This is a genomic window from Dechloromonas sp. ARDL1 (genome assembly GCF_051122455.1).
GTDB lineage: Bacteria > Pseudomonadota > Gammaproteobacteria > Burkholderiales > Rhodocyclaceae > Azonexus.
On sequence record NZ_CP168939.1, the window covers coordinates 1,494,161 to 1,520,206 of the forward strand.

General features: G+C 60.1%; 30 protein-coding genes. 3 read left to right on the forward strand and 27 right to left on the reverse strand.

Annotation, left to right across the window (positions count from 1 at the left end; translation table 11 throughout):
- Positions 1 to 2 precede the first annotated feature (2 nt).
- From tagF to AB6Q56_RS07355, 5 genes are all read right to left on the reverse strand, one after another.
- Entirely contained in the window at positions 3 to 986 is a 984-nt protein-coding gene (tagF, locus tag AB6Q56_RS07335) for a type VI secretion system-associated protein TagF (RefSeq protein WP_434516420.1), read from the reverse strand.
- On the reverse strand, positions 983 to 4,777 hold the full coding sequence (gene tssM / locus AB6Q56_RS07340) for a type VI secretion system membrane subunit TssM (RefSeq protein ID WP_434516421.1): 3,795 nt from the start codon (positions 4,775 to 4,777) through the stop codon (positions 983 to 985). The genes tagF and tssM overlap by 4 nt, the downstream gene beginning before the upstream one ends.
- A 16-nt stretch (positions 4,778 to 4,793) precedes the next feature.
- Positions 4,794 to 6,149, reverse strand: a complete 1,356-nt coding sequence (locus tag AB6Q56_RS07345) for a hypothetical protein (RefSeq protein ID WP_434516422.1) — start codon at positions 6,147 to 6,149, stop codon at positions 4,794 to 4,796.
- 68 nt (positions 6,150 to 6,217) lie between these two features.
- A complete protein-coding gene (locus AB6Q56_RS07350; protein WP_434516423.1) occupies positions 6,218 to 6,484 on the reverse strand; it encodes a PAAR domain-containing protein in 267 nt (88 codons plus the stop codon).
- A 44-nt stretch (positions 6,485 to 6,528) separates the two neighbouring features.
- Complete coding sequence (locus AB6Q56_RS07355; protein WP_434516424.1) at positions 6,529 to 7,026, reverse strand: M15 family metallopeptidase; 498 nt, start codon at positions 7,024 to 7,026, stop codon at positions 6,529 to 6,531.
- A 549-nt stretch (positions 7,027 to 7,575) separates the two neighbouring features.
- Between AB6Q56_RS07355 and AB6Q56_RS07360 the strand changes: the two genes are divergently transcribed.
- A complete protein-coding gene (locus tag AB6Q56_RS07360; protein ID WP_434516425.1) occupies positions 7,576 to 8,148 on the forward strand; it encodes a hypothetical protein in 573 nt (190 codons plus the stop codon).
- 191 nt (positions 8,149 to 8,339) lie between these two features.
- On the opposite strand, the gene AB6Q56_RS07365 is transcribed toward AB6Q56_RS07360, so the two are convergent.
- From AB6Q56_RS07365 to mltG, 6 genes are read right to left on the reverse strand one after another with little or no spacing between them, the layout of a single operon-like run.
- Positions 8,340 to 8,999: an ankyrin repeat domain-containing protein gene (locus AB6Q56_RS07365; RefSeq protein ID WP_434516426.1), complete on the reverse strand. Its 660-nt coding sequence runs from the start codon at positions 8,997 to 8,999 to the stop codon at positions 8,340 to 8,342.
- A 5-nt stretch (positions 9,000 to 9,004) separates the two neighbouring features.
- Positions 9,005 to 9,778 carry a TatD family hydrolase gene (locus AB6Q56_RS07370; protein ID WP_434517142.1) on the reverse strand — a complete coding sequence of 258 codons (774 nt, stop codon included), beginning with the start codon at positions 9,776 to 9,778 and terminating at the stop codon, positions 9,005 to 9,007.
- A gap of 8 nt (positions 9,779 to 9,786) precedes the next feature.
- Complete coding sequence (locus AB6Q56_RS07375; protein ID WP_150428735.1) at positions 9,787 to 10,149, reverse strand: PilZ domain-containing protein; 363 nt, start codon at positions 10,147 to 10,149, stop codon at positions 9,787 to 9,789.
- 6 nt (positions 10,150 to 10,155) lie between these two features.
- Positions 10,156 to 11,175 (reverse strand): DNA polymerase III subunit delta', encoded by a 1,020-nt coding sequence (holB, locus tag AB6Q56_RS07380; RefSeq protein ID WP_434516427.1) that lies wholly within the window; start codon positions 11,173 to 11,175, stop codon positions 10,156 to 10,158.
- The gene (tmk, locus tag AB6Q56_RS07385) at positions 11,172 to 11,786 is read right to left on the reverse strand and encodes a dTMP kinase (RefSeq protein WP_434516428.1); all 615 of its coding nucleotides are present in this window, start codon (positions 11,784 to 11,786) and stop codon (positions 11,172 to 11,174) included. Before tmk ends, holB begins: the two co-directional genes overlap by 4 nt.
- Entirely contained in the window at positions 11,783 to 12,778 is a 996-nt protein-coding gene (gene mltG / locus AB6Q56_RS07390; RefSeq protein WP_434516429.1) for an endolytic transglycosylase MltG, read from the reverse strand. The genes tmk and mltG overlap by 4 nt, the downstream gene beginning before the upstream one ends.
- Positions 12,779 to 12,870: 92 nt before the next feature.
- Here mltG and AB6Q56_RS07395 point away from each other — a divergent pair, with 92 nt between their 5' ends.
- Together AB6Q56_RS07395 and AB6Q56_RS07400 are read left to right on the forward strand one after the other, a co-directional pair.
- On the forward strand, positions 12,871 to 13,887 hold the full coding sequence (locus tag AB6Q56_RS07395; protein WP_434516430.1) for a YgfZ/GcvT domain-containing protein: 1,017 nt from the start codon (positions 12,871 to 12,873) through the stop codon (positions 13,885 to 13,887).
- A gap of 9 nt (positions 13,888 to 13,896) precedes the next feature.
- On the forward strand, positions 13,897 to 14,646 hold the full coding sequence (locus AB6Q56_RS07400; RefSeq protein WP_434516431.1) for an NRDE family protein: 750 nt from the start codon (positions 13,897 to 13,899) through the stop codon (positions 14,644 to 14,646).
- On the opposite strand, the gene AB6Q56_RS07405 is transcribed toward AB6Q56_RS07400, so the two are convergent.
- From AB6Q56_RS07405 to AB6Q56_RS07480, 16 genes are all read right to left on the reverse strand, one after another.
- Positions 14,616 to 15,098 (reverse strand): L,D-transpeptidase family protein, encoded by a 483-nt coding sequence (locus AB6Q56_RS07405; RefSeq protein WP_434516432.1) that lies wholly within the window; start codon positions 15,096 to 15,098, stop codon positions 14,616 to 14,618. The genes AB6Q56_RS07400 and AB6Q56_RS07405 overlap by 31 nt on opposite strands.
- Positions 15,095 to 15,553: a tRNA adenosine(34) deaminase TadA gene (tadA, locus tag AB6Q56_RS07410; RefSeq protein ID WP_434516433.1), complete on the reverse strand. Its 459-nt coding sequence runs from the start codon at positions 15,551 to 15,553 to the stop codon at positions 15,095 to 15,097. Before tadA ends, AB6Q56_RS07405 begins: the two co-directional genes overlap by 4 nt.
- Positions 15,550 to 16,665 carry a trypsin-like peptidase domain-containing protein gene (locus tag AB6Q56_RS07415; RefSeq protein ID WP_434516434.1) on the reverse strand — a complete coding sequence of 372 codons (1,116 nt, stop codon included), beginning with the start codon at positions 16,663 to 16,665 and terminating at the stop codon, positions 15,550 to 15,552. Before AB6Q56_RS07415 ends, tadA begins: the two co-directional genes overlap by 4 nt.
- A gap of 430 nt (positions 16,666 to 17,095) precedes the next feature.
- Positions 17,096 to 18,883 (reverse strand): hypothetical protein, encoded by a 1,788-nt coding sequence (locus AB6Q56_RS07420; RefSeq protein ID WP_434516435.1) that lies wholly within the window; start codon positions 18,881 to 18,883, stop codon positions 17,096 to 17,098.
- A gap of 11 nt (positions 18,884 to 18,894) precedes the next feature.
- Positions 18,895 to 19,371, reverse strand: coding sequence for a hypothetical protein (locus AB6Q56_RS07425; RefSeq protein WP_434516436.1), 477 nt, complete (start codon positions 19,369 to 19,371; stop codon positions 18,895 to 18,897).
- A gap of 244 nt (positions 19,372 to 19,615) precedes the next feature.
- Positions 19,616 to 21,790, reverse strand: coding sequence for a transglycosylase SLT domain-containing protein (locus tag AB6Q56_RS07430; protein WP_434516437.1), 2,175 nt, complete (start codon positions 21,788 to 21,790; stop codon positions 19,616 to 19,618).
- Positions 21,783 to 22,151 carry a hypothetical protein gene (locus tag AB6Q56_RS07435; protein ID WP_434516438.1) on the reverse strand — a complete coding sequence of 123 codons (369 nt, stop codon included), beginning with the start codon at positions 22,149 to 22,151 and terminating at the stop codon, positions 21,783 to 21,785. The genes AB6Q56_RS07430 and AB6Q56_RS07435 overlap by 8 nt, the downstream gene beginning before the upstream one ends.
- Positions 22,152 to 22,154: 3 nt before the next feature.
- Positions 22,155 to 22,655, reverse strand: a complete 501-nt coding sequence (locus AB6Q56_RS07440; protein ID WP_434516439.1) for a virion core protein, T7 gp14 family — start codon at positions 22,653 to 22,655, stop codon at positions 22,155 to 22,157.
- 47 nt (positions 22,656 to 22,702) lie between these two features.
- Positions 22,703 to 23,098, reverse strand: coding sequence for a hypothetical protein (locus tag AB6Q56_RS07445; protein WP_434516440.1), 396 nt, complete (start codon positions 23,096 to 23,098; stop codon positions 22,703 to 22,705).
- Positions 23,098 to 23,391: a spike base protein, RCAP_Rcc01079 family gene (locus AB6Q56_RS07450; RefSeq protein WP_434516441.1), complete on the reverse strand. Its 294-nt coding sequence runs from the start codon at positions 23,389 to 23,391 to the stop codon at positions 23,098 to 23,100. The genes AB6Q56_RS07445 and AB6Q56_RS07450 overlap by 1 nt, the downstream gene beginning before the upstream one ends.
- A 12-nt stretch (positions 23,392 to 23,403) precedes the next feature.
- The gene (locus AB6Q56_RS07455; protein ID WP_434516442.1) at positions 23,404 to 23,649 is read right to left on the reverse strand and encodes a spike base protein, RCAP_Rcc01079 family; all 246 of its coding nucleotides are present in this window, start codon (positions 23,647 to 23,649) and stop codon (positions 23,404 to 23,406) included.
- Positions 23,650 to 23,661: 12 nt separating this feature from the next.
- Positions 23,662 to 23,811, reverse strand: coding sequence for a hypothetical protein (locus tag AB6Q56_RS07460; RefSeq protein ID WP_434516443.1), 150 nt, complete (start codon positions 23,809 to 23,811; stop codon positions 23,662 to 23,664).
- Positions 23,808 to 23,987, reverse strand: a complete 180-nt coding sequence (locus AB6Q56_RS07465) for a hypothetical protein (RefSeq protein WP_434516444.1) — start codon at positions 23,985 to 23,987, stop codon at positions 23,808 to 23,810. The genes AB6Q56_RS07460 and AB6Q56_RS07465 overlap by 4 nt, the downstream gene beginning before the upstream one ends.
- Positions 23,984 to 24,664 carry a hypothetical protein gene (locus AB6Q56_RS07470; RefSeq protein ID WP_434516445.1) on the reverse strand — a complete coding sequence of 227 codons (681 nt, stop codon included), beginning with the start codon at positions 24,662 to 24,664 and terminating at the stop codon, positions 23,984 to 23,986. Before AB6Q56_RS07470 ends, AB6Q56_RS07465 begins: the two co-directional genes overlap by 4 nt.
- Positions 24,657 to 25,319, reverse strand: a complete 663-nt coding sequence (locus AB6Q56_RS07475; protein WP_434516446.1) for a hypothetical protein — start codon at positions 25,317 to 25,319, stop codon at positions 24,657 to 24,659. The genes AB6Q56_RS07470 and AB6Q56_RS07475 overlap by 8 nt, the downstream gene beginning before the upstream one ends.
- Positions 25,316 to 25,516, reverse strand: a complete 201-nt coding sequence (locus AB6Q56_RS07480; protein ID WP_434516447.1) for a helix-turn-helix transcriptional regulator — start codon at positions 25,514 to 25,516, stop codon at positions 25,316 to 25,318. The genes AB6Q56_RS07475 and AB6Q56_RS07480 overlap by 4 nt, the downstream gene beginning before the upstream one ends.
- Positions 25,517 to 26,046: the final 530 nt, after the last annotated feature.

Here is a 26,046-nt window from a genome sequence, read left to right on the forward strand (position 1 = left end):
GATCATTCGCCCAGAAATACTTCGCGGAAGGTAGAGATAGCCTGTTCCAGGGAGACATGCGGTTGCGCCAGATAGGCGGAAAGTTTGGCCACACCGTAGTCGTTGACCACCTCTGCCTGCTCCTCAATCCATTCCGGGTCAAGCAAGGGAATGATCCGATCAACCGAGGTATCGGGCGACAAGGCGGCGACTAGGGGTGCGGGTGAGGAACCATTGAATCCGATGATCAACCGTGGGTTGTCGGGGCGACGCTCGATGATGAACTGCAACTCAACCATCGTACGACGCAGAAAGGCAGTCAGCAGATAGAGCCACAAACCGGCCACCAGGTTTCGGTTACGCTCGTCGCTGGGTAGAGGAAGAACGATTTCCTTGTCGATGGCAAGGTTGCCCTGCCCCAGGGCGGGTCGCATCAACAACCCGATAGCCAGGATGATCCGCCTCACGGAATCAACATCCGACGCTCCGATCAGGGTGGCGAGGGATTCCAGACTGCTTCTGCGGACGAAATTTCCCAATGGATCGCTTTGCATGGCGGCTTCGAAGTCGGCAGCGCAGTTGACGCTCTCCAGTTCGCCCAGCAGATCGGCAACCTCTCCGCCGCGAACACCTGCCTCCGAAATGGCCGCGAGCGCACCGAACGAATGGGAAAGCCCGACGGGGGCGCAGCGAAAAATCAAGGCATCGTCACGCTCGATGGTTGCGGCCGCAATGAAGGGGAAGCGGCGCCCCGAAGAATCCAGGCTCGGTCGCAAATGCCCGACGACCGCAAGCCTGCTGCGCGCGCCGACAAAGGCAAAATCGACCGCACAGGCATTATCGTAAGCCATTTTCCAGCGCGGATCTTCCGACAGGCGCTCCATTCCCTGGGATACCCAGCGATCAAGCACGGTAATCAACTGGTGCTGCCCTGCCCCCTTGACGAAATCGCCACGCGAGGGAATCTTGCCAAAGCAGGTTGCCGAAGAATTCACAATGCTGCTCATTGCGCACCTCCAGCCATCCCGGCTTGCTGGCCAGCCATCGCCTGCTGCTCAGTGGATTCGGCCACCTGCTCCACCGGTTTGCCCACCTTGCCGACGGCCACGCTCCGCGGCAGGATCAAGCCGGCCAGACCGCGCTGCCCCGTAGCGCCTTCGCCTGACTGGACCTGGGCGCTGCTGACCACCTTGAGGTCGATACCGACCTCAACGCCTTCCGCCAACCACGTCAAATGGAAGGAACCATCCGACAGGCGCGTGCGCTTGGCCGAATTGATCATCTTCTCGAGACCGAAGCGTCCCGGAATATTCACAACTTCGACAATCCGCCCCTCGAACGTGGTCGCCACGATCTTGGCACCAGGCACCCCCGTTGCATTCGGCCATACGAAATTGGCCCACTGCGCCACACCGTTACGGTAGTTCAGCTTCTGGCCGTCGATTTCGATGACATAGCCAGTTGTTCCCGGGGCGGCTTGCGGCCTGAGCATGAAAACCGTCTGCGCCTGGGCTGCACCGCCCCCGCCGCCGGAATCGGCTGCCGCCCCCCCGTCTAACGGCGATACCCAGCGCGCGAAATCGTTCATGAACTCCGGCTGCAGGGTAATGCCCAGATCACCCCAGGTACGCGGTGTGATGGTGTTGCCACGACGAACGACCAGAGACCCCATCGACGATTCGACATACTTGGATATGGCACCGTCGGGGCCGAACATCTGCGCAATCTCGGTGGGCGATGCCTCGATATTCGACTTCGCGGCAAAGGGGTACTTGATCGCCAGCTTGCGGTTAAACGGCTCGAATACCTGAGCCTCCCAGGTCTTGTTCAACTCTTCGGAGGCAGGCTTGACGATCGCCGCGTAAGACTGCAGCAACGGCCTGACCAGCAATGGACGCAAAACGGCACGCTGATTGTCGGGAAGGCCGGTGAGCATCTGTTCATCGACGAAACGCAGCGTATCGGCCATTTCCGAACCGTTGCCATCGATGGTTTCCCGCATCAGCTTCAGCGACCCCGGCCCCGGGTCGCCCTGGTTCTTGAGCTGGTTGAGGCGTGTCCTGACCTTGGAGAGCTGCTTGAGATAGGTATCAACCAAGGGGTCTGCCTTGTCGCGCGGAATCACCAGCCGTCCGAAACCGGCAAACTCCTTGCCGATGGGCCCCATCGGAATCTCGGCCTGCTTGGCCGAGACGTTAACGTCCAGCTGGACGCGACTCGGCGACATTTGCAGGACAGAACGCTTGAACCACTCGACAAAGCCCTTTTGCGCGCGCTCCAGCCCGAGGTTTGCCATGGCCGGGTTATCCCACGCCGTCTGGTCGAAAACCACCTTGATCAACGTGCCCACTGGCGACATCTGGGGATCACCCAGGCGGTCCATCGCCGCAATGGCTTCCGGGAAGGTTTCGAAAGAAGCCACGCTGATACCTTGCACGAACGACTTCCACTCCTCGGTGTAGTCGCGTTTGTACATGGCAATAAGGGACTTCTGAATCTGCTCGGGGCTGCCCTCCAGCGTGAGGTCGTCCTTTGTCGATGTCTGCAGCACCCAATCGGCATTGCTTTGCTCGTTGGTTGCCGCATCCTTGATTGCGTTTTGCACATACTCCCGCCATGCCTCGACGGTAAATGCACCGGAAACCACGTGGCTGCCAGCGACCAGGGCGGCATTGTCGGGACCGACGATATTGGCGACGGTCAACGGCGCGAAGCGGGTCGACGCGCGTGCCTTGATTTCCGCATACACCCGCTCGGCCGCAGGCATCCCACGAACCACCTGGCGCAACTTGTCGCGTACCTCGTCGACAAGAACCAGATTGTTGGCGATGGTCGGCCACTCGGGATGCGTTGCGTGCTCCAGATGGAAGGTCAGGATGCGGCCTGCCGAGCGGATCATCTGCTCGCGCGTCATGGTGCCGCGATTGGCCTCCAGCCAGCCGCGCCAGAAACGGGTTATCTGGTCGGACAAATGCCCGACGTCCACGTGATCGCGGCTGGAAAGCATGAGATAGGTCTTCAGCGCGTTGTATCCGTCCTCGACATCGGCCGGCGAAGCATCCTTGTACTGCTTGGTGCGCACCGGCTTGGCGGCACTGGCGGCCTGTGGCTTGAGGCGATCACCCTGCGCATTGACCTCATTGAGGAAAGCCTCGAGATTCTCCTTCACGGGCAACAGCATGATATTGCCGACCCCCGAGAAATATTCCCGCCGTAAGTGATCGGCCATCCGTTCGCCCTGATAAATGCCGAGGCCGATGGAAATGGGATGTTCACTGTTGAATTGCTCGAGCTGCGCGAGGCGATCCTGAATGATTTCCAGCGCTTCGAGACGAGACTGCAAGTCGATGCGCCCTTCCTGAATCTTGATCGCCTTGGCCACATCCTGCTCGACGTTGGCGAGCAGGCTGCGGTTATTGACATACGACCAGCTCCAGCCACCCAGGGCCAGCCCCAGGCAACACAAGGCTCCGAGCACGGCAAACTGGCGCAGACGGGTCTTGCTCCGGGTCGTATGCTGGCGAACCAGATTGCGATCCGGGAAAATCACCCTGGAGAACAGCTCCTTGAGAAAGTAGCCATGGCTGAGCGCCGTACGAACCTGGCCGTTACCCGCGCCCTGCAGCGAGAATTTCCGCAGGATGCGGTCACTGACCACTGGTTTGATGTCGTTGGTCTGAGTCGCCGAAGTGATGTAAAACCCGCGGAAAATCGGTTTGAACTGGAAAGGATTGTCTTCGAACAGCGTGGCGATGAAAGCCTTAAGCGCCGGCTTGATCGAAGCGAATTCCGACGGAAAGGTGAGCAGCCCCGGCGGAGTGTTTTCGCTTTGCAGGCGCGACATCTGGGCGACGCTCATGGCACGCAGTCCCTCGTAGAGCTCATCGAAGTGACGGTCGAATAGTGCGATCAATTCGTTACCGCCTGCCTGCTCATAGGGAATCGTCGCCCCCCAGACGCGGTCGCGTTCATTCCAATCAAGATCAAGGAAGAACTCATGGAAACCGGGGATCAGATCGGCCTTGGTAAAGAGCACATAGACCGGTGCAAACACCTCCAGTTTTTCAGTCAGCTCCTGAACCCGCTGACGCAGGTTTTTGGCCAGATTGATCGCAAAACTCGGCGCATTTCCCATCAGCTCGCCAATGCTGACCGTCACGATGATGCCGTTGATCGGCGCGCGCGGGCGATGCTTTTTCAACAGGCCCAGAAAGCCCAGCCACTCCTCGCGGTCCTCTTCATGCACCGAATAACGCCCGGCGGTATCGAGCAGGATGCCTTCAGTCGTGAAGAACCAGTCGCAATTCCGCGTTCCCCCAATCCCCTTGATGATGGCATCGCCACCATCGTCGAAAGGAAACTTCAAACCGGAATTAACCACCGCCGTGCTTTTTCCGGCAGCCGGGTTGCCAATGGTCATGTACCACGGAAGTTCGTAAAGCGCTTCCGCCCCCGACATCTGCCCGAGTTTCGAGGTCTTGATCGTCTTGACCGCTTCCTGCATACGCTGTTTAAGCGCCTGTATCTCTGCTGCGGAAGCACCACCGCCCCGCTTGCTCACTGAATCGGCCTGTTGCTCGAGCATCGAGCCAATGGCCTCGCCAGCCTGGCGGGATTTGCGGCGGCGGTAAAGCCAGACGCCCCCCCACAAGGCCAAGATCACCAGGCTGGCAATCGCAGCCCAGATCATCGCCACCTTGAGCGTTTTCGCCCCCAAAAAGAAGAAGGCCGCCACGGCGGCTACACCGACGAAGGAAAGAAACCGGGAATCGGTCAACAAGTTGCGGAGTCGAGACATCGTAGTTTTGCTTTACTCAAATGCTGCCGGTATTGATATCGGCTTCTATCGGAATGGGCAGTGCGAGAATCACAGCACGCCCAAGATGATGCTGGTTGCTAATGCACAACACGGGAGACTCGGTGGCGAGAACCTTGGCCTTGGCACAAGCCAGCGCCACCAGTCCGCCAATGGGAGACAGATCGCCCACGCTCGCACCGACAGCGGGACAATCCTTGATCGGATCGAGGTGCTCGAAGCCCGCCCCCAGTCCCTCCAGGGCTTCCGTCAGGTTATTGGCACGATGATCGGTATCGAGAACAGCTGTTTTGATCGTTGAATGCTCGACCCCGGTCACGTCAAGCAACCCTGTGGTCAACTGGTTGATCAGCTTGCCGCTCACGCGCCCCCCCGAATCGACGGGTTTGTCGCGAGCCCCCATGCTGACCCGGGAAATCAGGACGCAATCACTCAACTGCAATCGGGCGATCAGGGCTTTGCTGGCCAGCAACATGGCAAACCCGCCCTCGCCAGGGATCTGTCGTTGTTGGTGCTCGGATGTAAACAGGCGATTGTTACCGGCTCTTTGGGCGACACCCTGTTCATCGACATCCGACACGGCACCAAGCAGCAAGGTCAATTCCTGACTTGAAGGATCGCGATTGATTCGCAAGTTGATCTCGTCCAAGACCCGTAATGCCTCAAGTTCGCCGGTCGCCGGCACCATCGATATTTCCGGTCGGAGTTTTTCCGGCAATGAAGACAACCCGGCCTGCAGCCAGGCCTTCATGACCTGAAAATCCTTATTTTTCCAGGCCGCCGGTACGATCCAGACCGCCCTCAGCGCAATCGCATCGCCCGCTCGCTCAAGAATGTCTGGCAGACGCTCACTCAGCGTCTCCAACAGCCTTTCGAGCAAGGAAAATGAACGCATGATCGAGTCGTGACTGGACAACTCCCCCAACTGAACAAGTTCGCGCATTGCGTCGACATCCAGATCGGGGACCTCGGCGAGAAACACTGGAAAACCTGATTCATCGGTCAGGCGCGAACTGGGCTCTGGCCGCTTGCCCTCCTCGACGGCCGTCAACACCTCGTCCACAGAAGCACCGACTGAGGTGACGACAAAACCATCAATCACACCGATCGCAAAACTGCGCTCGGCGGCCTCCGATTTTGCTGCCGCCAGCGCCAACGGGTCGTCATCGCGTAAAGAGGGAGCCTGCGGCGGCACCGACATCGTGGGGGATTTCAAATGATCGATGAAGCCTCTCAACAGGAGATATCCGCCAACCAGCGCCAAAGGCAAAGCGACCAGATACAACCCGAGATCGAGCTTGCTGGGCTCATAGTCGTTGGACTGCCACCAGCCAAGCACCAGCGCCCAGACCAATGCCAAGGTCAACAGGCTGCCACCGATAATCTTCAAGACTATAGAGCGCATCTTGTCGCCTGTTGCGATCAATCGGTCGTCAGCGACTGACTGGCGATCAGTGTTGCGCCACACGCCGTCTTGTCGCCGTGACGGGCCGCCGGACGCCCGTCGATCAACGCAGTGGCATCGCCCGTCACGATCGTGGTCACACTTCCGTGCCCTTTCTTGGGGCAAGTCACCTTGTCCCCGACGCGAGCAATGCCCTTGCCGTCGCAATCACTGGTCTCGGAAGCCGAAATGACAACACCGCCATGGTCAGTCTTGTCACCCAGCAAAATAAACGCTCTGCTCATCAAGTGCCTCTCGATCTATGCGCATTCCAATGGCAACGACCACATCATTGCCCCGCTGCTCGTGTGAGAACCCCGGGCCGACGCAGTTCGACGTGCCCGTAATCCTGCATCTTCCAGTTGCCTCCCCAAGTCAGGCCCACCTGTGCGGCAATTTCCCCATATAGCTGATACCCCCGCATGGCCCACGGGTCGCGCTCGGAAATCACGATCTTCCCGTCCTTGAAAAAAGCTGAATCCGCGGCCAGGCCATATTGGTGGTAGCTCATGTTCGCCCCGGCCTGAGTCACATGCCCTCCCTGCTCAAACAGACGGGCCTGGCGTTCCGGGCTGCGATACCCTTCGATGAGCACCATTTCGTATCCATGGCGCTCCTTCATCAGTTTGAAAACAACCAGCAAACGCTGCGTAAATTCCGCATCGAGCAAGCTCCAGTTGCGACTGGCATGAATCACATCCGGACGAACCATTTCAACTTCGCGGGTTGTAAAAACCTCGGGCGGCAACGGCGGCGGCGGAACAAGCTGCTCACCTTCCAGCAGCACGGCAATCTGCCGATCGGTACCGCGACTGACCTCGGAAAAATCGAACACAGCCGGCCGATGCACGGCAAGAGCCAGCAATGACGGCGCCCCTAACAGAAACAAGGCCCCCGCAGCCAGCAACGGACTCTCCGCCGCAAAACGCCCGACCCTGCGGAACGCACTCCTTGCACTCCGCCCGATTTCCGCCAACCCGGCAACGGACCGACTGGCCACCCGAGTGAAAGGAAGCGCCCCGGCACCCAACATCATCGAGAAAAACGCAAGCATGCGTTCCCGATGCGCGGGAAATACAACCAGAACAACCCCCAGCACAACGACCAGAAAATAGACAAATACCGTAGCAGCAACCACGCACAGCCTTCAAAAACAGCCAGACATTCGCACCAGCAAGGCAGCGCGCGAACCACGGCATTAGTCATCTGTACTATTTTAATACAAATGGTTTTCTTTATGAACTTATGGAGGTCTGTTTATAATTGTCTGATCAACTCGCCTAATATTTATCTAACACGTATTTTTCATATTCCATAACGATACACAAAGGCCACGATGAGCATCCTGAAAGACTTGGACCCTCAATACGCAAAACTGCACGCCGAGCCCTTGCTGCGAAAACCTGTCACCTGGGCCGGGATAGCGTTGCTAACGCTAGGAAGCAGCTACTGGGTCGCCACCCAATCAACAAACACGGCGACGCCAGAAGAAGGAAAACCCACTACTGCCCGACAAGCATTGGCACAATCGGCTGAAGCCCCGGCAAACAAGGATGCCTCCACTGACTCCTTGCCGGAAAACGCTAAGAAACAAGGCTTGCAGGCCACGCCGGCGACACCTCCCGCCGCAACCATTCGTGAAGAGGCAAAAGGAACAAACGCCTCCGATCAGCAGACCGTGCAAACAGCCGCGAACGAAAACCCGGCCCGATCCAGACTTGCCGACACCGAATATCCAAGGCAACCGCAAAACATCGCCAACGGCGCGGCCCCACCCCCAAAGATAGAACACGCGAAGCGTAAGCTGCCCGCTAATCAGGCGGCGACAAAGGCCGAAAAAACACCCGGGGGCAGTGGGAAAAAATCAGGCGAACGGGATATCGACATCATCACGGCAATCGTCCGCTAGGCCGTCAGCCACGGCAGTCTCGATCGCAACAACGGGGTGCGCATGCCAGACAATGCCACCCATTGGAAAAAACTGTAAATATTGATGCGAAATCCATGCCCAGCATCATGGGACGCCCCAAAGATGTGGGCGCAAAGGCACTCGCTTAATGGATCGCTCTCCGGAGCCTCGCTCCGGCAACAACTGGGCGCTTACTGCACCTCAATCGTTACCGTTCGCCCCGACATACCCCCCGCTTGACGAAGCATCGATGCTATATCGGTATTGCCTGCCTTGAGGGCAACATCCAGCGCTGTTTCGCCAGTATCAAGCTTCAATGCGACATTCGCCTTCTTCTCAAGGAGCAACTTGACCACATTGGCATGCCCCGTTCGCGCCGCAGCGATCAGCGGCGTTGTCCCATTTTCACTAGGCAGATTGACATCGGCGCCCGCCTCTATGAGGCGCTTGACGATAGCCAGGTGACCGCCGAAGGCCGCATAGGCCAACGGGGTCCAGCCACTCATATTGATTGGAGCTCCCGCCTTGATTAGCAGATCGACCACCTTGAGATGGCCGCGAAAAGCGGCAAGACGCAATGCAGTATCGCCAGCCGAATTACGCGCACCAAGTTTGGCTCGCTGACCGACCAGATAAGCAACCAGTTCATCGTGACCATCGCGCGCAGCCAGCATCAACAGGGTGTTGCCATCAATGTCCGTTGTATCGACTGAAGCACCTTTACTCACCAACCCTGAAATCGTCCCCTTGTCGCCCATTTTGGCCGCGCTGATCAGATCGTCATAGGTTGCCGCGTGGACTGGCGACAAAAATGCCAAGACAAGCAATCCATGCATCAGGGTATTTTTCATGTTCATCAGGAAGCACAAGGAATGTTGAACAAACGGGAAAAGTTTTCGGTCGTCGCTTTCATGACCTCATCAAGCGATAGCGAACGCAGGCGAGCGATTTCCTCTGCAACGTAACGAACGTAGGCCGGCTCGTTTTGCTTGCCGCGATAGGGAACCGGCGCCAGGTAAGGAGCATCGGTTTCAACCAGCAGACGATCGAGCGGACATTTCCGCGCGACATCCTTGACGGTCAATGCATTCTTGAAGGTAACGATACCCGAAAACGAAAGGTGGAAACCGAGGTCGAGCGCCTCAGTGGCGACCGCCCAATCTTCCGTGAAGCAATGCATTACCCCGCCAACCGCATCGGCGCCCTCTTCCTTCATAAGGCGCAAGGTATCGACGGCCGAGTCGCGGGTATGCACGACCAAAGGCTTGCCACACGCCTTGGCGGCACGAATGTGGTTTCGGAAGCGCTCGCGCTGCCACTCCGGCTTGTCCTTCTGCCAGTAATAATCCAGACCGGTCTCGCCGATGGCAATCACCTTGACATGGTCAGCCAGTGCAACGAGGCGTTCCACGGTCGGCTCCTCGATATCGGTATATTCTGGATGAACCCCCACCGTGGCATACAGATTGGGCTGACTCTCGGCAAGCGCCAAGACCCTCGGAAAATCCTCAAGATTCACACCGATACAGATGGCGGCACCAACCTGATTTTCGCGCATGCGCAGCAAGACCTCAGGCAGCCGTCCGACCAGGTCGGGAAAATCCAGGTGACAATGGGAGTCGACCAGCATGCAGTCGATCAAAGCGTATGCGTTGGCCGCGAAGACTGCATGACTCCACCCAGCAGACCTTCGATCTTGCGGCGCGCTTCCTGGCCGCTCTCGTCATTATTGAAGTGGACGCCGATCCCTTGGGCACGACCATTCTGCGCGCCAGCCGGCGTCACCCAGACCACGGTGCCGGCAATCGGCAACTTGGCGGGATCGTCCATCAACGACAAAAGCATGAAGACTTCATCACCAATTTTGTAGCTGCGCGTTGTCGGAATAAAGATGCCGCCAGCCTTCAGATGAGGCATGAACGCAGCATAAAGCGCCGACTTGGAATTGATGTTCAGCGAGAGAACGCTCGGGCGCTGCGGAGCAGGTTTGGCTTCACTCATCGTTGATCAATTGGCAAACAGGGCTCGATATTCCAAAAAGAGGCCTTCCAGAAACAGACGCGCATTCAGTGGCTGCTCCGCTTCCTGTCGGCGGGTGATTGCCGCACGATACGACCGTATCAGGCGTGCAGGGGGAATCATATCAGCCAGCCCAGAAATTTTGGCCTGATGTTGCAGAAAATAACGCACCGGCAAGCCGTTGCGGGCGAAAGTCAAATCGACCAACCACTTCTGAAACGCCTCGACTACCTGCTTCAGCAATAACTTCCCCTTGCTATCCTTGACCGCCTTTTCGAGTTCGGTCGCCATAACCAAGGGGGCCACCCCGCGCCCAGCCCCCAGCCGATTCGCCAGCAGTTCCAGCCAGGCACTCTGCCCCGACTCGGCCATGTCGAGGGCCAGGCCAGGCGCCCCGCCCGCCAATGCCAGCCAATGCTCCGCGTGATCAACACCTTCATCGGCCAGAACCTTGACCGCCACCTTGGCCGACGGAACCGGTACGGGAACCACTTGGCAACGACTGCGAATCGTCGGCAGCAAGCGCATTGGCTCACTTGAAACCATTAAAAATAAAGTATTTGGGGATGGCTCTTCAAGTGTTTTAAGAAGTGAGTTTGCAGTATTCCGGTTCATCGCCTCGGTCGGATTGACAAGTACGATGCGCAAACCACCACGATGCGTGCCGACATTGAAGAAGTCATCAAGACTACGCACCTGATCAATGGTGATCTGCTGACTGGGCTTTTTCTTGCCATCTTCAGCCTCAGCGTCATCACTCAAAGCCTCGGGCTGCAAAAGGCGAAAATCCGGGTGATTCCCCTGCTCGAACCAGTTGCAGGCCAGGCATTTTCCACAAGCCAGCCCATCGGTTTGGGGCGACTCGCAGAGCAGGCTGGCCGCAAAACGTCGGGCAAGATCAAATTTACCCAGACCTTTCTGACCGATCAGCAACAAGGAGTGCGGCATGCGCTGCCGCCGCCCCTGCAGCCCGGACCAAACCTTCCCGTGAAGTTCAATAACGTTCATAAACCGATACTTGAAATAATTTGTTCAAGTTGTTTACGAATATCATCAATAGAACGATTGGCATCAATGACCCGGAATCGGCCGGGGCTGACATGCGCCCGCTCGAGGTAAGCCTGGCGCACCCGCTCATGGAAATCGGCGCGTTCTTGCTCAAACTTGTCGAGCACGCGATTGGCAAGCACGATGCGCTCGCGTGCCACATCAAGCGGCAGGTCGAAGAGCAGGGTCAAATCCGGCTGCAGGTGTTCGTGAACCCAATGCTCTAGCGCCAGAAATTTGGCGCGATCCAGTCCACGCCCACCACCTTGGTAAGCATAAGTCGCATCGCTGAACCGATCGCACACTACCCACTCGCCACGCGCCAGGGCTGGCTCGATCAGACGAGCGAGATGTTCGCGGCGCGCTGCGAACATCAGCAAGGTCTCTGTTTCCAGATGCATCGGTTCGTTGAGCAGCAGTTCTCGCAGCTTTTCGCCGAGCGGCGTCCCACCCGGCTCGCGCGTTACATGTACGACACGCCCGCGTTGCCGCAAGGCCTCCGCCAACCATTCCACGTGACTGCTCTTGCCGGCCCCGTCGATTCCTTCGAAAGTGATGAATTTGCCCTTCACTTCCCACCTCTCTGATATTTGTTGACCGCCCGGTTGTGCTCGTCGAGCGTCCGGGAAAACTCGCTGCTACCGTCACCACGAGCAACGAAGTAGAGCACGTCGGAGGATGCCGGATTCAGCGCCGCCCTCAGAGACGCCAGCCCCGGCATGGCGATTGGCGACGGCGGCAAGCCGGCTCGCATGTAGGTATTGTAAGGGCTATCGCTTTGTAGGTCGCGTTTGCGCAAGTTACCGTCGAATCGCTCCCCCAGCCCGTAAATCACGGTGGGATCGGTCTGCAGCAGCATCCCCCTACGCAATCGATTGACAAAGACGGCTGCCACCAATTGCCGATCTGCCTCGCGCCCGGTTTCCTTTTCAATGATGGAAGCCATGATCAGGGCTTCCTGCGGCGACCTGTAGGGAAGCCCCTGCGCCCGCTGAATCCACTCCGCATCGAGTTTGCGCTGCATGGCACGATACGCTCGGGCAAGCAAGTCGAGATCACTGGACTGCTTGTCGAAGAGATAGGTATCCGGGAAAAGTTGCCCCTCCAGCGACGATCCAGAAATTCCCAGGCGCTCGAGAAGCTGCATCTCGGTCAGCCCGATCGCGTCGTGGCGAAGGTCCGGATGCCGGTCGAGGCGCGCCCGCCACTGGCGAAAGGTCCAGCCCTCCACCAGCGTCAACTCACCCTGAGTCACCTTTCCCCGCAGCAATTTGTCCAATAATTGGTGCGGGGTCGCCCCCGCGTTGATCGAGTAGCTACCCGCCTTGATCGCGGTATCGGCCCGATTGGCACGCGCCAGTAGGCCGAGCAAGATGGGATTTACCGCAATGCCGGATTCGCGCATCTCGACGATGGCCGTACGTAGGGAACTACCGGCAGCGATCCGGAAATCGAGCGGCGAGGTCCGCAGTGTCATCGGTTGGCTGGCCCACCACCACAAAGCACCAGCCACACCGGCAAGCAACAACAGGCAGACAAAAAAAATCTTGAACAGTAATCGCACGGGAACTCGTCAGCAGCAAGCAGGTCTTGCCCGTGTTGAACGAGCACGTTATAACGAGCGATATAATATCCGAAACCCCCTCTGGAGCCCCCATGAATCCCCATTGGCGCAGCTTTCTCGAATCCGCTGAAGGCCAGTTCGACGGCGAATCGGCCGAACTTCTCCACTTTGGCGATGCCGCCGCTGAATTGCAGGCCGCAAGCAAACAGACCGTCGTCGTCCCACTGACCCACCTCGCCCTGATCGAGGCTTCCGGCGAAGACGCCAAGTCCTTCCTGCATAGCCAGTTCACCAACGACGTCAATCACCTCGGTGCGCAACAGGCGCAGCATGCCGGGTGGTGCACCGCCAAGGGCCGGATGCAGGCCAGTTTCCTGGTCTGGCGCCAGGGCGACCGCTACCTGCTGACATTCTCGGCCGACCTTCAGGAAGCCAGCCAGAAGCGCTTGCAAATGTTTGTCCTGCGCTCCAAGGTCAAACTAACTTCCCTGACTGACTCCACGCCAATGCTCGGTCTTGCCGGCCCGCAAGCCGCCGAGGCGCTGGCCGATGCCGGCCTGCCCTGCCCGAGCGAACCGATGACCGTTGCGTCGCAAGCCGACACGACGGTGATCCGACTCGATGCGACCCGCTTCATTGTCATAGCTCCGGAGTCCGGCATGGCGGCGCTATGGCAGAAGCTAACCGTCAAGGCACGTCCGGCCGGTTGCGCTGCCTGGCGCTGGCTCGATATCCAGGCTGCCTATCCGCTCGTCACGCTGGCCACCAAGGAAGAATTCGTACCGCAGATGGCCGATTTCGAAAAAATCGGCGGCGTCAGCTTCCACAAGGGCTGCTACCCCGGCCAGGAAGTTGTTGCCCGGACGCAGTACCTCGGAAAGGTCAAGCGCCATTTGTACCGTCTCGATAGCCTGGTACCGCTCAAGGCGGGCGATACCCTGCACTCTCCCGATAATCCCGACCAGTCTTGCGGCATGATCATGACCGCCGCCCCTGCCCCGACCGGAGGCTATGCCGCGCTGGCGGTGGTGCAATCGAATTACTCGGAGAATGTCCGCCTTAGCTCGCTGGAAGGCCCAGCAGTCAAGGCTGTCGCCGTCAATCCGTAAGCTGGCAAGATGTGCCTGATCGTCGTCGCTTGGCGGACTCACCCAGATTACCCACTGGTCGTGGCCGCCAACCGTGACGAGTTCTACGCGCGCCCCAGCGCTGCCATCGCGCGCTGGCCGGACGCCCCCCATGTCATTGGCGGGCGGGACCTCGAAGCTGGGGGAACCTGGCTCGGGATCACCGATAGCGGACGCTTCGCGGCAGTCACCAACGTGCGTGAACCGGGCATGGCGAAAGGTGTGCTCACCCGTGGGGCCTTGGCCCGCAACTTCCTGACCTCCGAGCTAGCTGCCAGCGACTACGCGCAGAAGCTCGACAACCAGCAATACTCCGGCTTCAACCTGTTGCTGGCCGATGGTGACGAACTGGTCTACTGCAGCAATCGCGACGGCGCTCCACGAACTCTGCCGCCCGGCGTTTACGGGCTATCGAACCATTTGCTCGACAGTCCCTGGCCCAAGCTGCTGACCGCCCGTCGTCGCCACGCAGCCGCCCTGCCCCAACTACCAGACACATCGGCGCTTTTCGAGTTACTCGCCGACTCAGAAATCGTCGCCGACCATGAATTACCAAGCACCGGCGTCAGCCTCGAATGGGAAAGGCTGCTATCCGCCATCTTCGTTCGATCTGCAGCTTACGGCACCCGGGCATCGACCGTAGCCTGGCTGCGCTGCGACGGCACCGTTTCCGTTCAGGAAAAAACCTTCGGCCCCAATGGGCAGGCGCTTCAATCTTCGCTGATCTCGACCGGCGTATAGCAGGGAACCTGATCGAATAGTTCGACGATGTCGGCGTTGCGCATGCGGACGCAACCATGTGACCCCGGCACACCCATCTCGGCTGTGTCGGGGCTGCCGTGGATATAAATGTAGCGCCGCATGGTATCGACGCAGCCCAGACGATTGAGGCCGGGCTGACAGCCGGACAACCACAGTATGCGCGTCAGTATCCAGTCCCTGCCCGGAAATTGCTCGGCAAGTCCCGGTGTCCAGATTTCACCGGTCGGCCGGCGGCGGACGAACACCGTGTTCTCCGGCAGCCCCGCCCCGATCTTGGCGCGAATGACATGCGAGCCCCGTGGCGTTTGATAGCTCCCCGAAACCTCGCCAACCCCTGCCAGTGCCGTCGACACCGGATATTCGCGCAATGCGGTACCGCGGTCGTCCACGACCAGCATCAGTTGGCGGGCAACGGATATCAGCAGTTTCATTGCGTTTTCCGGCGGCGACTAGCGAAGAAGGCCGACAACAAGGTACTACATTCCTCGGCCAGCACCCCGCCCTCGACCGTGGCATGGTGATTCAGGCGCTCGACGCCGAACAAGTCCACAACGCTGCCATGCACTCCTGTCTTCGGGTCCCGCGCCCCGTAAACCACGCGAATGATCCGCGCATGCATGATGGCACCGGCACACATGGCGCATGGCTCCAGCGTCACGAACAATTCGCACCCCGGAAGACGGTAGTTGCCAAGATTTCGCGCCGCATCACGTAAAGCCGAGATTTCCGCATGGGCCGTCGGGTCACTTTCGCCGATCGGCGTATTGAAGCCGCGACCGACAATGACCCCCTCCCGGACCACGATGGCACCGACCGGCACCTCTCCCAGACACTCAGCGGCACGCGCCAGCGATAGCGCCTCGCGCATGAAAAATTCGTCGTTCATCGTCTCAGCATCGCCGGATCATATTGGGTCGGCGCCAGGGCAATTGGCACCATCGGTTTGTAGAGCACCTTCCTAGCCGTTTCGGCGGTCAACGACATGCATTCGCTACCGCCCCCCCGGTACATGCGCCCGGCCGAGGTGATGCCCACCAAATGCCCGGCATCATTGAAAAGCGGACCACCGGAAACGCCTGGACGGCAATAGTTGGAAGTCAGCAAAACCTCCATGCCGAGCGGTGCTTCGCGGCGAATGAGTTTCCCCGACGACCAGGTCAGCCCCTCGTTGCCAGGAAAACTCACCGTATGCGTTACCGCTCCGATATCCAGCGATTCCGAACGCCCCCACTCTGCCACATGCGATGGCGCCCCCGGTGCGCTCAAGAGACAGACATCCTCGTCATCCTCAAGCTTGGAATATTTGTCGACCTTGGTTCGCTCATGGGTGGCGCTATTGACGACCACCAGACCGCTCAGGGCATTGCCGGCGACAACGTGGCAATTGGTCAATATCTTGTCGGGAGCCACCATGACGCCCGACCCCCTGCTCCGCCCACCGACGACCAGATAGGTCGTCCAGGAAAGATACTCGGCATCAAAACCCGGCTTTTTGGCCGGCCGCTCGAAATGCCTCGCGCGCGTCAGGGCTTGCTGACTCACGATAATTCCCTCTACCGCCCTATCGGATGCTGACTCAGTTGGCTGCACAGCGTGTGCCGGGTCATCCGCAACCGCGCTCGCTTGCCTCGCCTCTGTTTCAAACACCGATGCAGGTACAGTTGTTGGCACCACCACAACTGTCGGCTGGGAACGCGTCGAGTAGTAATAGCCAAAAGCGGCCACGGCCAAACTGACCAAACCGAGCCATTTCAGGCCACCACCGCCGGTGCTTCGAGCCTGAATCGACGCATGCTCCTTCGCTTCGTGACGTAACAACCGCCTGTCATACTCGGCCCTTCGCTGCGGATTGCTCAGGCAGGCATAGGCCTCTCCAACCGCTGTCAAATAATCGGAATTTGCCGAAAACTCATCCGCCAGACGGCGATAGGCCGCCTCGATTTCTTCGCCAGTAGCCTTGGCGGAAGGTAGTCCGAGAACCTGATAATAGCTTTTCATTGCGCCCCCGAAGGGAAGTTCCTAGATCAAGCCAAGGTACCTGATCCAGGATACTTGGCTTATTCCCACTCAATTGTCAATAAGAAAGTGAAAAGCGTTGCCACGTAAGGCTTTCTATAGTGTTTGTACGACACGCTTCACCCCCTCCATACCGTCAAATTGTCGGGGCTAGAAAGGCGGCCTGTGTCCTGCCCCACCGAGGGGTACATTGTACTTTGCATTATTCCGCACGCTCAAGGCGGGCCAGGTTGTGCGCTGACGGTAAAACCCTACGCTTTCGCTGACCTGCTGACGGTATCAAGCACCGGCCTGACGGTATTGGACTCGCTGCACCTATGACGCTATGATGGGTTGAGCGGCGGCCGGGCGAGCGGTGTCACCCCGGTCTGAAAAGCGGCTAGTGTCTGACCTCGTAGCCGCGCCGCTCTCTTCAATGCCCCGCTTGCAAAGGATCATGCCCCCGGTTCAATCCGGCGTAGGGGTCATATTCTTGCCGCTGTCCCGGTCGCTCCGGGCGACTGAATCGGTACGGTGACGCGAAGAACTCACCGACCGGCACCGGCACCGCGAAGGTGATAGCCAGCGCGTCGGCAGAGTCCGGCGAAGCCAGGCCGCGCGCCTTCATGCTCTCCTTCTTTTCCAGCAGCACGGCGTCGGCCGCGTTGTACCCGTACTCCACGCTGGTGAGGTCGGTTGCCAGCAGTTCGTCCCGAGGAATGGCCCCGCCGACCAGCCACTCGCGCATCGCGCCCCAAATCTCGGCGCGCCGGTTCGCCCACTTCCGGGGATCTAGCGCTCGCGCTCCGAATTGAACTTCATTCACGTCATAGCCAGTTGAGCGCAGGCGGTCGATGACGCCACCGCCCACGCCACCGCCATCAACGTTGATAACGACCTGGCGGCCGGTACTGCGCAGCATGTTGGCGTGCTCGGCCACCTTGGCGGCCAGCGTCATCGTGTCGGCACCCTTCAATCGAATTGGTGCGAAGCTGCGGGCGTCGCGCCCGATACGTGTCCAAATCACGCTGCTGTCGTCGCCGAAGCGGGCCGGATCAACGCCCAGCACCACCGCTTCGTCGAGTTGGTCGGGCACGTCGCGCACCTGGGCAGCGCCGACAAGTTCGCGGCCGATAAATTGCAGACTCGACGCGCTGGGGAATTCACCCAGGACGCGCACCTTCACGAAATCGGAACCGATGCCGTAGTCCTGCACCCATTCCTCGATCTGTTTCTTGTTCGTGATTTGACAGGTGCGGCTGTCGATTTGCCGAGTGTTCCAGCGGTGGCGCAGGCCGTTGAAGCACTCGAAGAACTTGGTGCCTGTTCGGGTCGGGTTGCCAAAGGCGAACCACATGGGCTCGCCGTCCGTCATGCCACCCTCCGCAACCTCCCAAATCTTCGCGGGGATCGCGCTCGCCTCGTCGAAGATGTAGAACGGCGTGGAGTCGGCAGCGTGCAGGCCGGCGAACGATTCGCTGTTTTCCTCGCGGCAGGTCTGCGCGTCGCACCGCCACGACTCGGGATGCTCGTTCATCGTCATGCGCATGGAGCCCTTGCCGGTCGTGACCTGGAACCAATCGCCGAAAATGCAGCGCTTCGTCCACTTGCCGATTTCGGCCCAGGTTTTCGACTCCAACTGCGGCGCGGTGTTGGCTGTCACGACGCCGCGCGCATTCGGGCGGGTGCTCATGATCCAATTCACCAACCACGCCGTGATTGCACTCTTGCCGATACCGTGGCCGGAACTTACCGCCGACCGAATCGAATCAACGGCATTGCGCCCGTCAAACCGGCGCTCCCTCACCTGCAGCGCCACCTCGTCGAGCAGATCGCAGGCCCAGGCATCAGGCCCGAACTCACTATCGTAGGTCAGGCGGTAGGCATCCGGCAGCTTGACCACTTGCAGCGAGCGCTCTTGATCCCACTCATAGGCGAACAGGACAAACGCCAGCGGCTTGTTGTAGAGGTAGCCGGCCATTGCCGGCAGGGTAACGGTTGGGTCAATCGTCGGGTTTCCACGCGATTGCGCGGCGACGAATCCGATGCGCAGCCAGCCACGTGCAATTCTGCCGACAGTGCCCCCGGCACCAGCCAGGGTCAGCAGTTCGGCGCTGGTGTACATCGGCGTAGGCGCCTGGCGCTGGGCGTTAATGATTTCCGCCCGCAGGTCGAGGGTAGCGAATTCGGCGGCCTCGATCTTATCCAGGCGGCGGGACATTGCTGATAGTGTCATACCAACCCCTCGGCAGCATCGTGTAACAGAGCCACGGGCTTGGGCCGCTTGCCCTCGATGGCTTGGAGCCTGCGCTCGTGCTCGTCGAGCACCACGGCCTTGCTGTAGGTATCCAGCATGCGCAGCAGCTTGTCGCCCGCCGTCGCGCTGATCTGCCCTGCGGCGACGGCCGCAAGAATTGCGGTGGCCTTGGCTTGCAGTGTGGGCGCATCGGCTAGGCCCGGCACGACGACTTTCTCATCCTCAGGTCGGGGAATCGGCGCCAAGCGCTCAAGGCACAGCTTGATGCTGGCCGGGTCGCCCATCTTCGCCAGTTCCACCGCTTTGGCGATGATGGCCGCTTTGTGGGGTTCGATGAGGGCGCGCACCTGTTCGGCCGCGCTCGGGCCTTTGGGTCGCCCTGTCGATTTGACGGCATGCCCGGCGACGAAACGGCCGTTCGGGCTGCGGTTGCTCTCTGTGCTGTCTGTCATGCTTTCTTACGCCTTACGATAACCCGCACCGCCTTGACGGCGCGACGTGGATTTCCGCTCTTGCCGATCCAGGACTGCACCGTGGAGCGAGCAACCCCAAGAGCCTGCCCGATAGATCGGTAGCCCATTCCCTCGGCATGCAAGGCGCGAGCGCGGGCCACCACGTCGTCGCCGTGCCTGGCCTTGACGTTTGAGATACCCACGGGTCGGCCGCGCGCATTGCAGCGCAGGGCTTCCAACTCAATCACTTGCGCACCACCTTGAAGTGCCAGTAAGCGTCGAGGATTTGGGCGTCGGTCGGATTGGTGACGCCCTGCCGCTTGAAGGCGTCGAGGATCTGATCCCTGTAATCGCCTGGCAGATCGCCCACGCGCAGGGATAGCATGGGCCTCTGCGAATCCGAGAACATCCCCTTGAAGGTCTGATTGTTCGCAAACAGCGCGTCGAGGTGCTGGGTGATTTCCGCATCGGTGAATCTGCGATTGGCACTCCGCTGGGCCGTGATGAAGTATTTGTCGACGAACTGGCGGATGGCACCGACGCGTGCGGCATCCCCCGAACCATCGGTCGGGCTGGGGTCGATTCGCAGGGTTTGCAGGCGCGAATTAAGCGCCTGTTTGATGAACTCGGTATTCAAGTCGGCCGGCCCGCCCTGCCCGGCCAGCGTGCCCCTGATCTTGGCGCGCTCGTTGCTGAAATGCTTAAAGTCGGCGTTCGACAGGTACTTTTGCAGCGTGTAGAACTCGGCATCGCTCAGGTTCGCAAGATAACCGGGTTCGGTCGCCAGCTTGTTGTACACCCCGAGGTTGGTAGTGTCTTGCCCTGCTGCAAGCCGTTTCGCAAAGTTCATCACGTCGTCGACTTTGCCTGGTGGCAAGGTCGCCCGAACGTCGGCCGGCAAGTCAAGCCAAATGCCACCATTCGACACCAGCATGCGCATTACGTTGGCGACGTTTTCGTCCTCGCGTTGCTTCATGACCTTTTCGTTCAAGGTGAAGCGGCGAGTGGCTTCTTCCCTCGCCATCTTGACCTGCCCAGGCGTAGCGCTGGGGCCAAGTAGCGACACGGCTGTTTCCACATAGTCGCGCTCGGTTGGCTTGTGCTCCATGCCCTCGCCAGCCGCGTAAGCATCCACGCCTTTCTTAACGTATTGCCTGGTTTCAGCCGGCAGGAAATCCTGCCAAGTTAAAACCTTGAGGCTGGGGTCGGCCAACTTTGCCGACTTCTCGGCCTTCTTGATTGCAGCTTTCACCCGTTCGGGGCCGGCGTTGTAGGCGGCGAGAGCCTGGTCGACTGCGCCGAACTCCTTAACCATAGCGGCCAGGTAGTCGCGGCCCACGCGGGCCAGTTCTTCGGGGGAATTGTCACGCGCCGGGGTAACGCCAAAGCCGGGGTTCTTGCTGGTCGCCGGCATGACCTGCATTTCTCCCTGCGCGCCCTTCGGGCTGGTAATGAGGTTTCCGGCCGCATCGTAGCGTCGGCCCGCCGATTCCATCCGCTCCACGATGTTGGTCAGCCGCAGCAGGCCCGTGGGCTCGAAGGCCGGCCGGAAGCGCTGCTCGGTCTGTTGGACTGCGGCCGCAACCACCTGACCATCGACAGCCTGCCCAAGCAAGCCCTCGACGCGCAACAGGTCGTCGGCATCCATCTGCCCTTTGTACTTCTTGAAGTAGAGCGCGGCATAGGATGTCTTGCCGTTCTTGAGGGCGTTATCGATGGCGATCTGGTGCGCATTGCTGATGTCCTTGCGCGCCTGCACATCGGCCAGCGTTTGCGGCAACCCAAGGAGGCGTGCCTTCTGTGCGGCGGCTGCCTTGATTTCCTCGACGGCATCGTCGATACGGCCGACGCCGGTTTCGGGATTAACCGAGTCGTCGCCGTGCCCGCCAAGCAATGCGATTTGCTGTTGCGCCGACCTCACCGTTGCGTCGGTAACGCCCACGTGATAGCTCTTGTATTCCTGCGCCATATGGCGGGAAAGGTCGCCGTAGAGGGTTTCCCGCATCTGCGCCACGTCTTGCGCGAACATCTGACGCTGGGCATTGTTGCCAAGGCCATCGGAGATTTTTTGCGAGACTTCCGAGAACTTGTCGACGTACTCGTCCGGCAGGGCTTTGCCGCTATCGCGTTGCAGGGCAAGCCACCCGCGCTGGTTCATGCCGCCGTTCTCGGGGTGATACATGAGGTCGAACATGGCCTCGCGCGCCTGATTTCGCGCGTCGATCCGGCGCAGCACGTTCGCCTCGTTCTGCATGTCGATGGCGATACGGCTGGCGGCCTCACCGGCCTGCATCATCCCTTGCCCAAGCTGCTGCGCCTGGCGCCCGGCAAAGTCGGGCATATCTGGCGCGTCGAAACGCGTCAGTGGCACGTTGGTGGGCGTGGCTTGCAGGTTGTCGTAGGTCGGTACTCTAGGCATATTCTTGCTCCTCTTTCTTGGCGACGAGTCGCCTGTAGGCATCGCGCACGTCAGGAATCCCAAGGGCTTCACTCACCTCGGGCCACTCCATACCTTTCGCGCGCAGTTCTTCGATGCGCGGCAGGTCGTCATCTGTTGGTAGGCGTTTCCAAGATGTCGGAAATTGCGCCCGGCGCTCATAGCGGCAAATCTTGGCTACGGCGCCCTTGCTGATTTCATATATCCGGGCGATCTTCCCGTAGCCCAAACCGTCGTCCTCGTGCAGAGAACGGATGCGCTCGATTTCGGAGTCGGTAAGCTTTGACTCGTGATGATCTTCACCAATCCGCAACCCGGCTTCGTTGACGGCTACCTCGCGCATGGCTTACTTCCCTTCTGTCGCCTTGCGCCAGGCATACCAAGAACTCGCCACCGTGCCGGCACTGCCCAGCAGGGAACCCGCCGCCGACATGAACGGGCTGATTGCGCCGGCCCCGGCTCGCTTCATCAATGCCTCGTTCTCGTAATTCACGGCCTGGGTGCGATACCCCCATGCGCTGCGCACGGCGTTGGCTTCGACGGTGTTCTTGTCGATTTCCTTCATGATGTCCGTCGACGCCTGTATCTCGGCCGCGCTGCCTTCGCCCAGGTCGATGCCGTTGGCCGCGAGGTTCGCACGCTGGGCGCTCTTGAGTTGCCCCGCGCGCATGGTCAATTGCGCGACCTGTTGCTGGCCCTGGCTCAATGCCGATTGCGCGCCAAGTTCAGCAATTCGCGCGTTCGTGTCGGCGATGGCAGCCTGCCCCTGCAGCGTGGCCTTCTGTGCGCCAGCACTGAAATAGCTGCCGATGGCCGAGGTAAAGGCCCCGCCGATTTGGCCGACCATTCCAGCTTGTGCGAGTTGTGCGGATGGGATTCCCATGGTTTTGTTCCTCAGTGAAGCATTGCAGTGCCGTGGAGAATTTGCGGGGTCATGGTGGCGACCTCGTTTTCGATGACCGGCCAGCGGCGGCGCAGCAGGTCGAGGACGAAAGCCACGTCGGCCAGCGTGCAACCGTCCGGGGCGTACTCGATGGCTTCCTCGGGCTCCATGTCGTAGGGCGAGCCCTGCGAATAGGCCGCCTTGGCGATTTGGCCCCCGGCGTAAATCGTGCGCTCGATATTCGGCGCCAGTGGCCCGGCCGGGTGCTGGAAGTAGCAATCGGCCTCGATGCGCTCGCCGCCGTCGCGCTTCTCGGCCGCGAGGTGGATAGCACAGCCGAAATGCAAGGCAACGACGCCCGCACCGACTACCTGGGCGACGTCGACCTCAACTTCGTGCCGGTTCATCACAGCGGCTGTTGGTGATACAGAGCGAAGATGCCGGTGGCCGTGGTGCTCGTCGCGTTGATGCGGGAAGCATTCACGCGCACGATTTCGCCAGCGGACAGACCAGACAGTAGCGCAGTGCCACCGGCTGCCAGGTTGATGCTCACGTTGCCGGCGCCGGTCACATAGATGGCGTGGCACGGGCCATTCACCAGGTCGGTGGAATCGTTGGGCGTAACGGCATCGCCCTGGAATTCGGTTGCAGTAGCAACACCAGGGCGCAGAGGTTTTTCCGAAAACAGCATGCGGGGCATGGTCAGGTCTCCTTAGTAGCAAGCAAAGATGCCGGTGGCGGACGTGCCGGCCGCCTTGATCCGCTGGGCGCGAATGCACTGCACGCCCATCAGCGCAGGAGTAACCGGCAAAGTCACGTCGTTGCCGGCCGCTGTGGTGAATGCAATGTTGCCGCCTGGTGCAGTGAAAATCAGTGCGCGGCAAGTGCCATTCGGGAGGTCGTTGTCATCGCTGGGCGTGACAACCTGGATGTCATCGAAAGGCTGGGCAGAAAGCATGGTCAGGTCTCCTTAATAGTTGCGCATCGCCATGCCGAACAGCACGGCCAGATGGTCGGGGCGGTAAATAAGTTGCAGGGCGAACACGGCCTGCCGAAACTGCACGTCGGGGTGGATGCGCAGGTACTCGCGTACCACGTTGCGCTTGGCTTCGTCGCTCACAGCACCCCCGCTTGCGGCTGCACGTTCTTGTGCGCATCGAGCCACGACTGCGCGGCCTGGGTCGGCGTCGGCTGCTGAATGACCGGGCCGGCCTGGGCGGGCAGTACGACCTCGTGGGACTTCACCTCACGCTCGGGATTTTGGGGCGGTACGTTGAAAGCGGTCGGGGTATTCACTTGAGTCTCCCTTGCAGTCGGGCCTGGCGAGCCAGGCGGGCGAAAAGCAGCACGGCGTCGGGGTGATCCCCTGCACCGTTGTGTTCGAGCATTCGGGCACGGCGTGGGTCTGCCTTCACGAACTTGGCAGCGTCGGCCAGGGCTTGCTTGGCGTCCTTGCCATAGGTTTCATTGAGGCGCTGCACCGCCTGCTCACGCCACTGCACGCGGGTTTCCTCGGTGGGGGCCTCGCTCACGTGGCGGAATACGACTTGCAGGGTGCGCACGTCGCCGTTATTCATGCCCACGTCGGTAGCCATTTCGGCCAGTTCCTTCACGACGGCGCGCTGCACTTCCGGCGCGATCTGCTCGGCGGCCACCGGGTCGGAAAACAGCGTGCGCTCGTTGAGCGTGTCGCCGAAGGTCTTGGCCGGGTCATACAGGCCCCGCGTGGGGTCGGCTGCGCGCTCGGCCTTGATGTCGCTCGGGATCTCAATCTCGGCCACCTCGGGCTTGGCGTACAGGGTGGCCGCCCGTTCTTCCGGCGTCGAGGCTTCCAGCTTCACAGGCTCGGGCTCGACGATTTCCTGCATGTAATGTGTGGGTGCCGCAGGCGCGGCCGCTCCTTGAGGCGGGGTTGCCTCGCTGGCAGCGGCCGGCTGCGACATTGAAGGGTAGAGGCTGGCGGCGTCAATCATTTGCCTGCTCCCATTCGCCCATCGCCTTGGCCGCCGACTTCGCGCTCATTGCCACGGCATCGGCAAAGGTTCCACCATCCTGCACGGGGCGGTGGAACTCGTTGATGGTCAAGTAATCCGACAAGTCAAGCAGGTTGGCAGCACCAAGAATCTGGAACAGGCCGAGGGCTATCCCATGAGTGGCCCGGTGGCTTATAGCGTTGAGGCCATGCGCTCGGTGGCTTCGGGCCGTCGCGTCAATCTCCATCAATTCCACGTAGGCAATGGAAGCGCGTTGCGCGGCGGCTCGATGCTCTCGGAAGGCGCCCAAGGTTTCAGCAGCACGGGCCAGGGCCTCGTCGACTGCCTGGGCGGCCTGCACCATCTTCTCGTGATGCCCCTTGATTTCCGCCACGGCTGCGGCCCGCTTCTTGCGGATAGCCTGGGCCTCGTCGCTGGCGTCGTACTTGACGGCCTCGACACGAGCAGCATTCAGGGCGTCGATGCCGATCTGCACCTCGGCCACCGCCTGCTGGGCCTCGACCACAGCGACGCGCAGCTTCTGGTGGCTCGGGTCTTTCGCTAGTTGCTCGGCGGCATGGGTTGCGTCTGCCTGGGCCTCGGCCAGCTTGGTCTGCTCCTGGGCGAGTTGTCGATCGATGGCTGCGGTTCTCATTGGATGGCCTCGGGTAGTTGGTTGCGGGTTTGGCAGGCGGCCAGCCACTCGTTGAGGTCGTACTCGTCAATCCGAAGGTGGCCGGTCGGCAGCCGGTAGGTGGCGACGAACTGCCCCCGCTCGATGTAGCGATCCACCGTCCGGCGCGATACGCCTATACGGTCGGCAGCTTCTTCAAGGGTTATCAGCTTGGGCATGTTGGTAGTCGTCCGGTGTTGTCAGGGATTGACTGTATTTGTCGCCCTAGAAGGTACGGGCACCCCTCGGCAACATCGGCACCCCTACGCGGCACGTTCGCCGCGCATGAATCGCGGTATTTGTGACGGTAAGGCGCAAGGCGCCACGCCAGAAACCCGCTCTTTGTAAGGGTTTGCGTGTTGCCGTTGATGATTCGTTATGAATGGTGAGGGGAACTGCAAGCCGCACCGGGGCGGCCCGGCCTCTATGCGGTTCGCATCTTCTTACCGATATGCGCTAACGCGTGCCTTCCGCATTGGCCTGCACACGTCGGCGCTCGGCCTTGGGCTTTCGTGCAGTTCTTTACGTGTTCGCCGCATCCGCAAAGCCTTGCGTGGTGGATTTGGTGGATTATTTGGGGCATTTTTCCTACGACGACAGACCAATGACTTGAATTTCTATTTCATGGTTTCAACCAAGTAGCGAGTAGAAAAAAGCCTTTGAAATCCACCAAACCCACCACCGCCCGCTCACCGCATCAAGCGAACGG

Excerpts from the sequence above, each read along its gene's own strand:
- AB6Q56_RS07440 (WP_434516439.1), bottom strand. The coding sequence starts at position 22,655 with ATGGTCGGCCAAATCGGCGGGGCCTTTACCTCGGCCATCGGCAGCTAT.
- tssM (WP_434516421.1), bottom strand. The coding sequence starts at position 4,777 with ATGTCTCGACTCCGCAACTTGTTGACCGATTCCCGGTTTCTTTCCTTC.
- AB6Q56_RS07365 (WP_434516426.1), bottom strand. The coding sequence starts at position 8,999 with ATGAAAAATACCCTGATGCATGGATTGCTTGTCTTGGCATTTTTGTCG.
- AB6Q56_RS07400 (WP_434516431.1), top strand. The coding sequence starts at position 13,897 with ATGTGCCTGATCGTCGTCGCTTGGCGGACTCACCCAGATTACCCACTG.
- AB6Q56_RS07360 (WP_434516425.1), top strand. The coding sequence starts at position 7,576 with ATGAGCATCCTGAAAGACTTGGACCCTCAATACGCAAAACTGCACGCC.
- AB6Q56_RS07375 (WP_150428735.1), bottom strand. The coding sequence starts at position 10,149 with ATGAGTGAAGCCAAACCTGCTCCGCAGCGCCCGAGCGTTCTCTCGCTG.
- AB6Q56_RS07405 (WP_434516432.1), bottom strand. The coding sequence starts at position 15,098 with ATGAAACTGCTGATATCCGTTGCCCGCCAACTGATGCTGGTCGTGGAC.
- AB6Q56_RS07455 (WP_434516442.1), bottom strand. The coding sequence starts at position 23,649 with ATGCTTTCTGCCCAGCCTTTCGATGACATCCAGGTTGTCACGCCCAGC.
- tagF (WP_434516420.1), bottom strand. The coding sequence starts at position 986 with ATGAGCAGCATTGTGAATTCTTCGGCAACCTGCTTTGGCAAGATTCCC.
- AB6Q56_RS07450 (WP_434516441.1), bottom strand. The coding sequence starts at position 23,391 with ATGCCCCGCATGCTGTTTTCGGAAAAACCTCTGCGCCCTGGTGTTGCT.
- tadA (WP_434516433.1), bottom strand. The coding sequence starts at position 15,553 with ATGAACGACGAATTTTTCATGCGCGAGGCGCTATCGCTGGCGCGTGCC.
- AB6Q56_RS07445 (WP_434516440.1), bottom strand. The coding sequence starts at position 23,098 with ATGAACCGGCACGAAGTTGAGGTCGACGTCGCCCAGGTAGTCGGTGCG.
- AB6Q56_RS07435 (WP_434516438.1), bottom strand. The coding sequence starts at position 22,151 with ATGCGCGAGGTAGCCGTCAACGAAGCCGGGTTGCGGATTGGTGAAGAT.
- holB (WP_434516427.1), bottom strand. The coding sequence starts at position 11,175 with ATGAACGTTATTGAACTTCACGGGAAGGTTTGGTCCGGGCTGCAGGGG.
- AB6Q56_RS07425 (WP_434516436.1), bottom strand. The coding sequence starts at position 19,371 with ATGACAGACAGCACAGAGAGCAACCGCAGCCCGAACGGCCGTTTCGTC.
- AB6Q56_RS07370 (WP_434517142.1), bottom strand. The coding sequence starts at position 9,778 with ATGCTGGTCGACTCCCATTGTCACCTGGATTTTCCCGACCTGGTCGGA.
- AB6Q56_RS07480 (WP_434516447.1), bottom strand. The coding sequence starts at position 25,516 with ATGCCCAAGCTGATAACCCTTGAAGAAGCTGCCGACCGTATAGGCGTA.
- AB6Q56_RS07420 (WP_434516435.1), bottom strand. The coding sequence starts at position 18,883 with ATGTCCCGCCGCCTGGATAAGATCGAGGCCGCCGAATTCGCTACCCTC.
- AB6Q56_RS07350 (WP_434516423.1), bottom strand. The coding sequence starts at position 6,484 with ATGAGCAGAGCGTTTATTTTGCTGGGTGACAAGACTGACCATGGCGGT.
- AB6Q56_RS07475 (WP_434516446.1), bottom strand. The coding sequence starts at position 25,319 with ATGAGAACCGCAGCCATCGATCGACAACTCGCCCAGGAGCAGACCAAG.
- AB6Q56_RS07395 (WP_434516430.1), top strand. The coding sequence starts at position 12,871 with ATGAATCCCCATTGGCGCAGCTTTCTCGAATCCGCTGAAGGCCAGTTC.
- AB6Q56_RS07415 (WP_434516434.1), bottom strand. The coding sequence starts at position 16,665 with ATGAAAAGCTATTATCAGGTTCTCGGACTACCTTCCGCCAAGGCTACT.
- AB6Q56_RS07470 (WP_434516445.1), bottom strand. The coding sequence starts at position 24,664 with ATGATTGACGCCGCCAGCCTCTACCCTTCAATGTCGCAGCCGGCCGCT.
- AB6Q56_RS07430 (WP_434516437.1), bottom strand. The coding sequence starts at position 21,790 with ATGCCTAGAGTACCGACCTACGACAACCTGCAAGCCACGCCCACCAAC.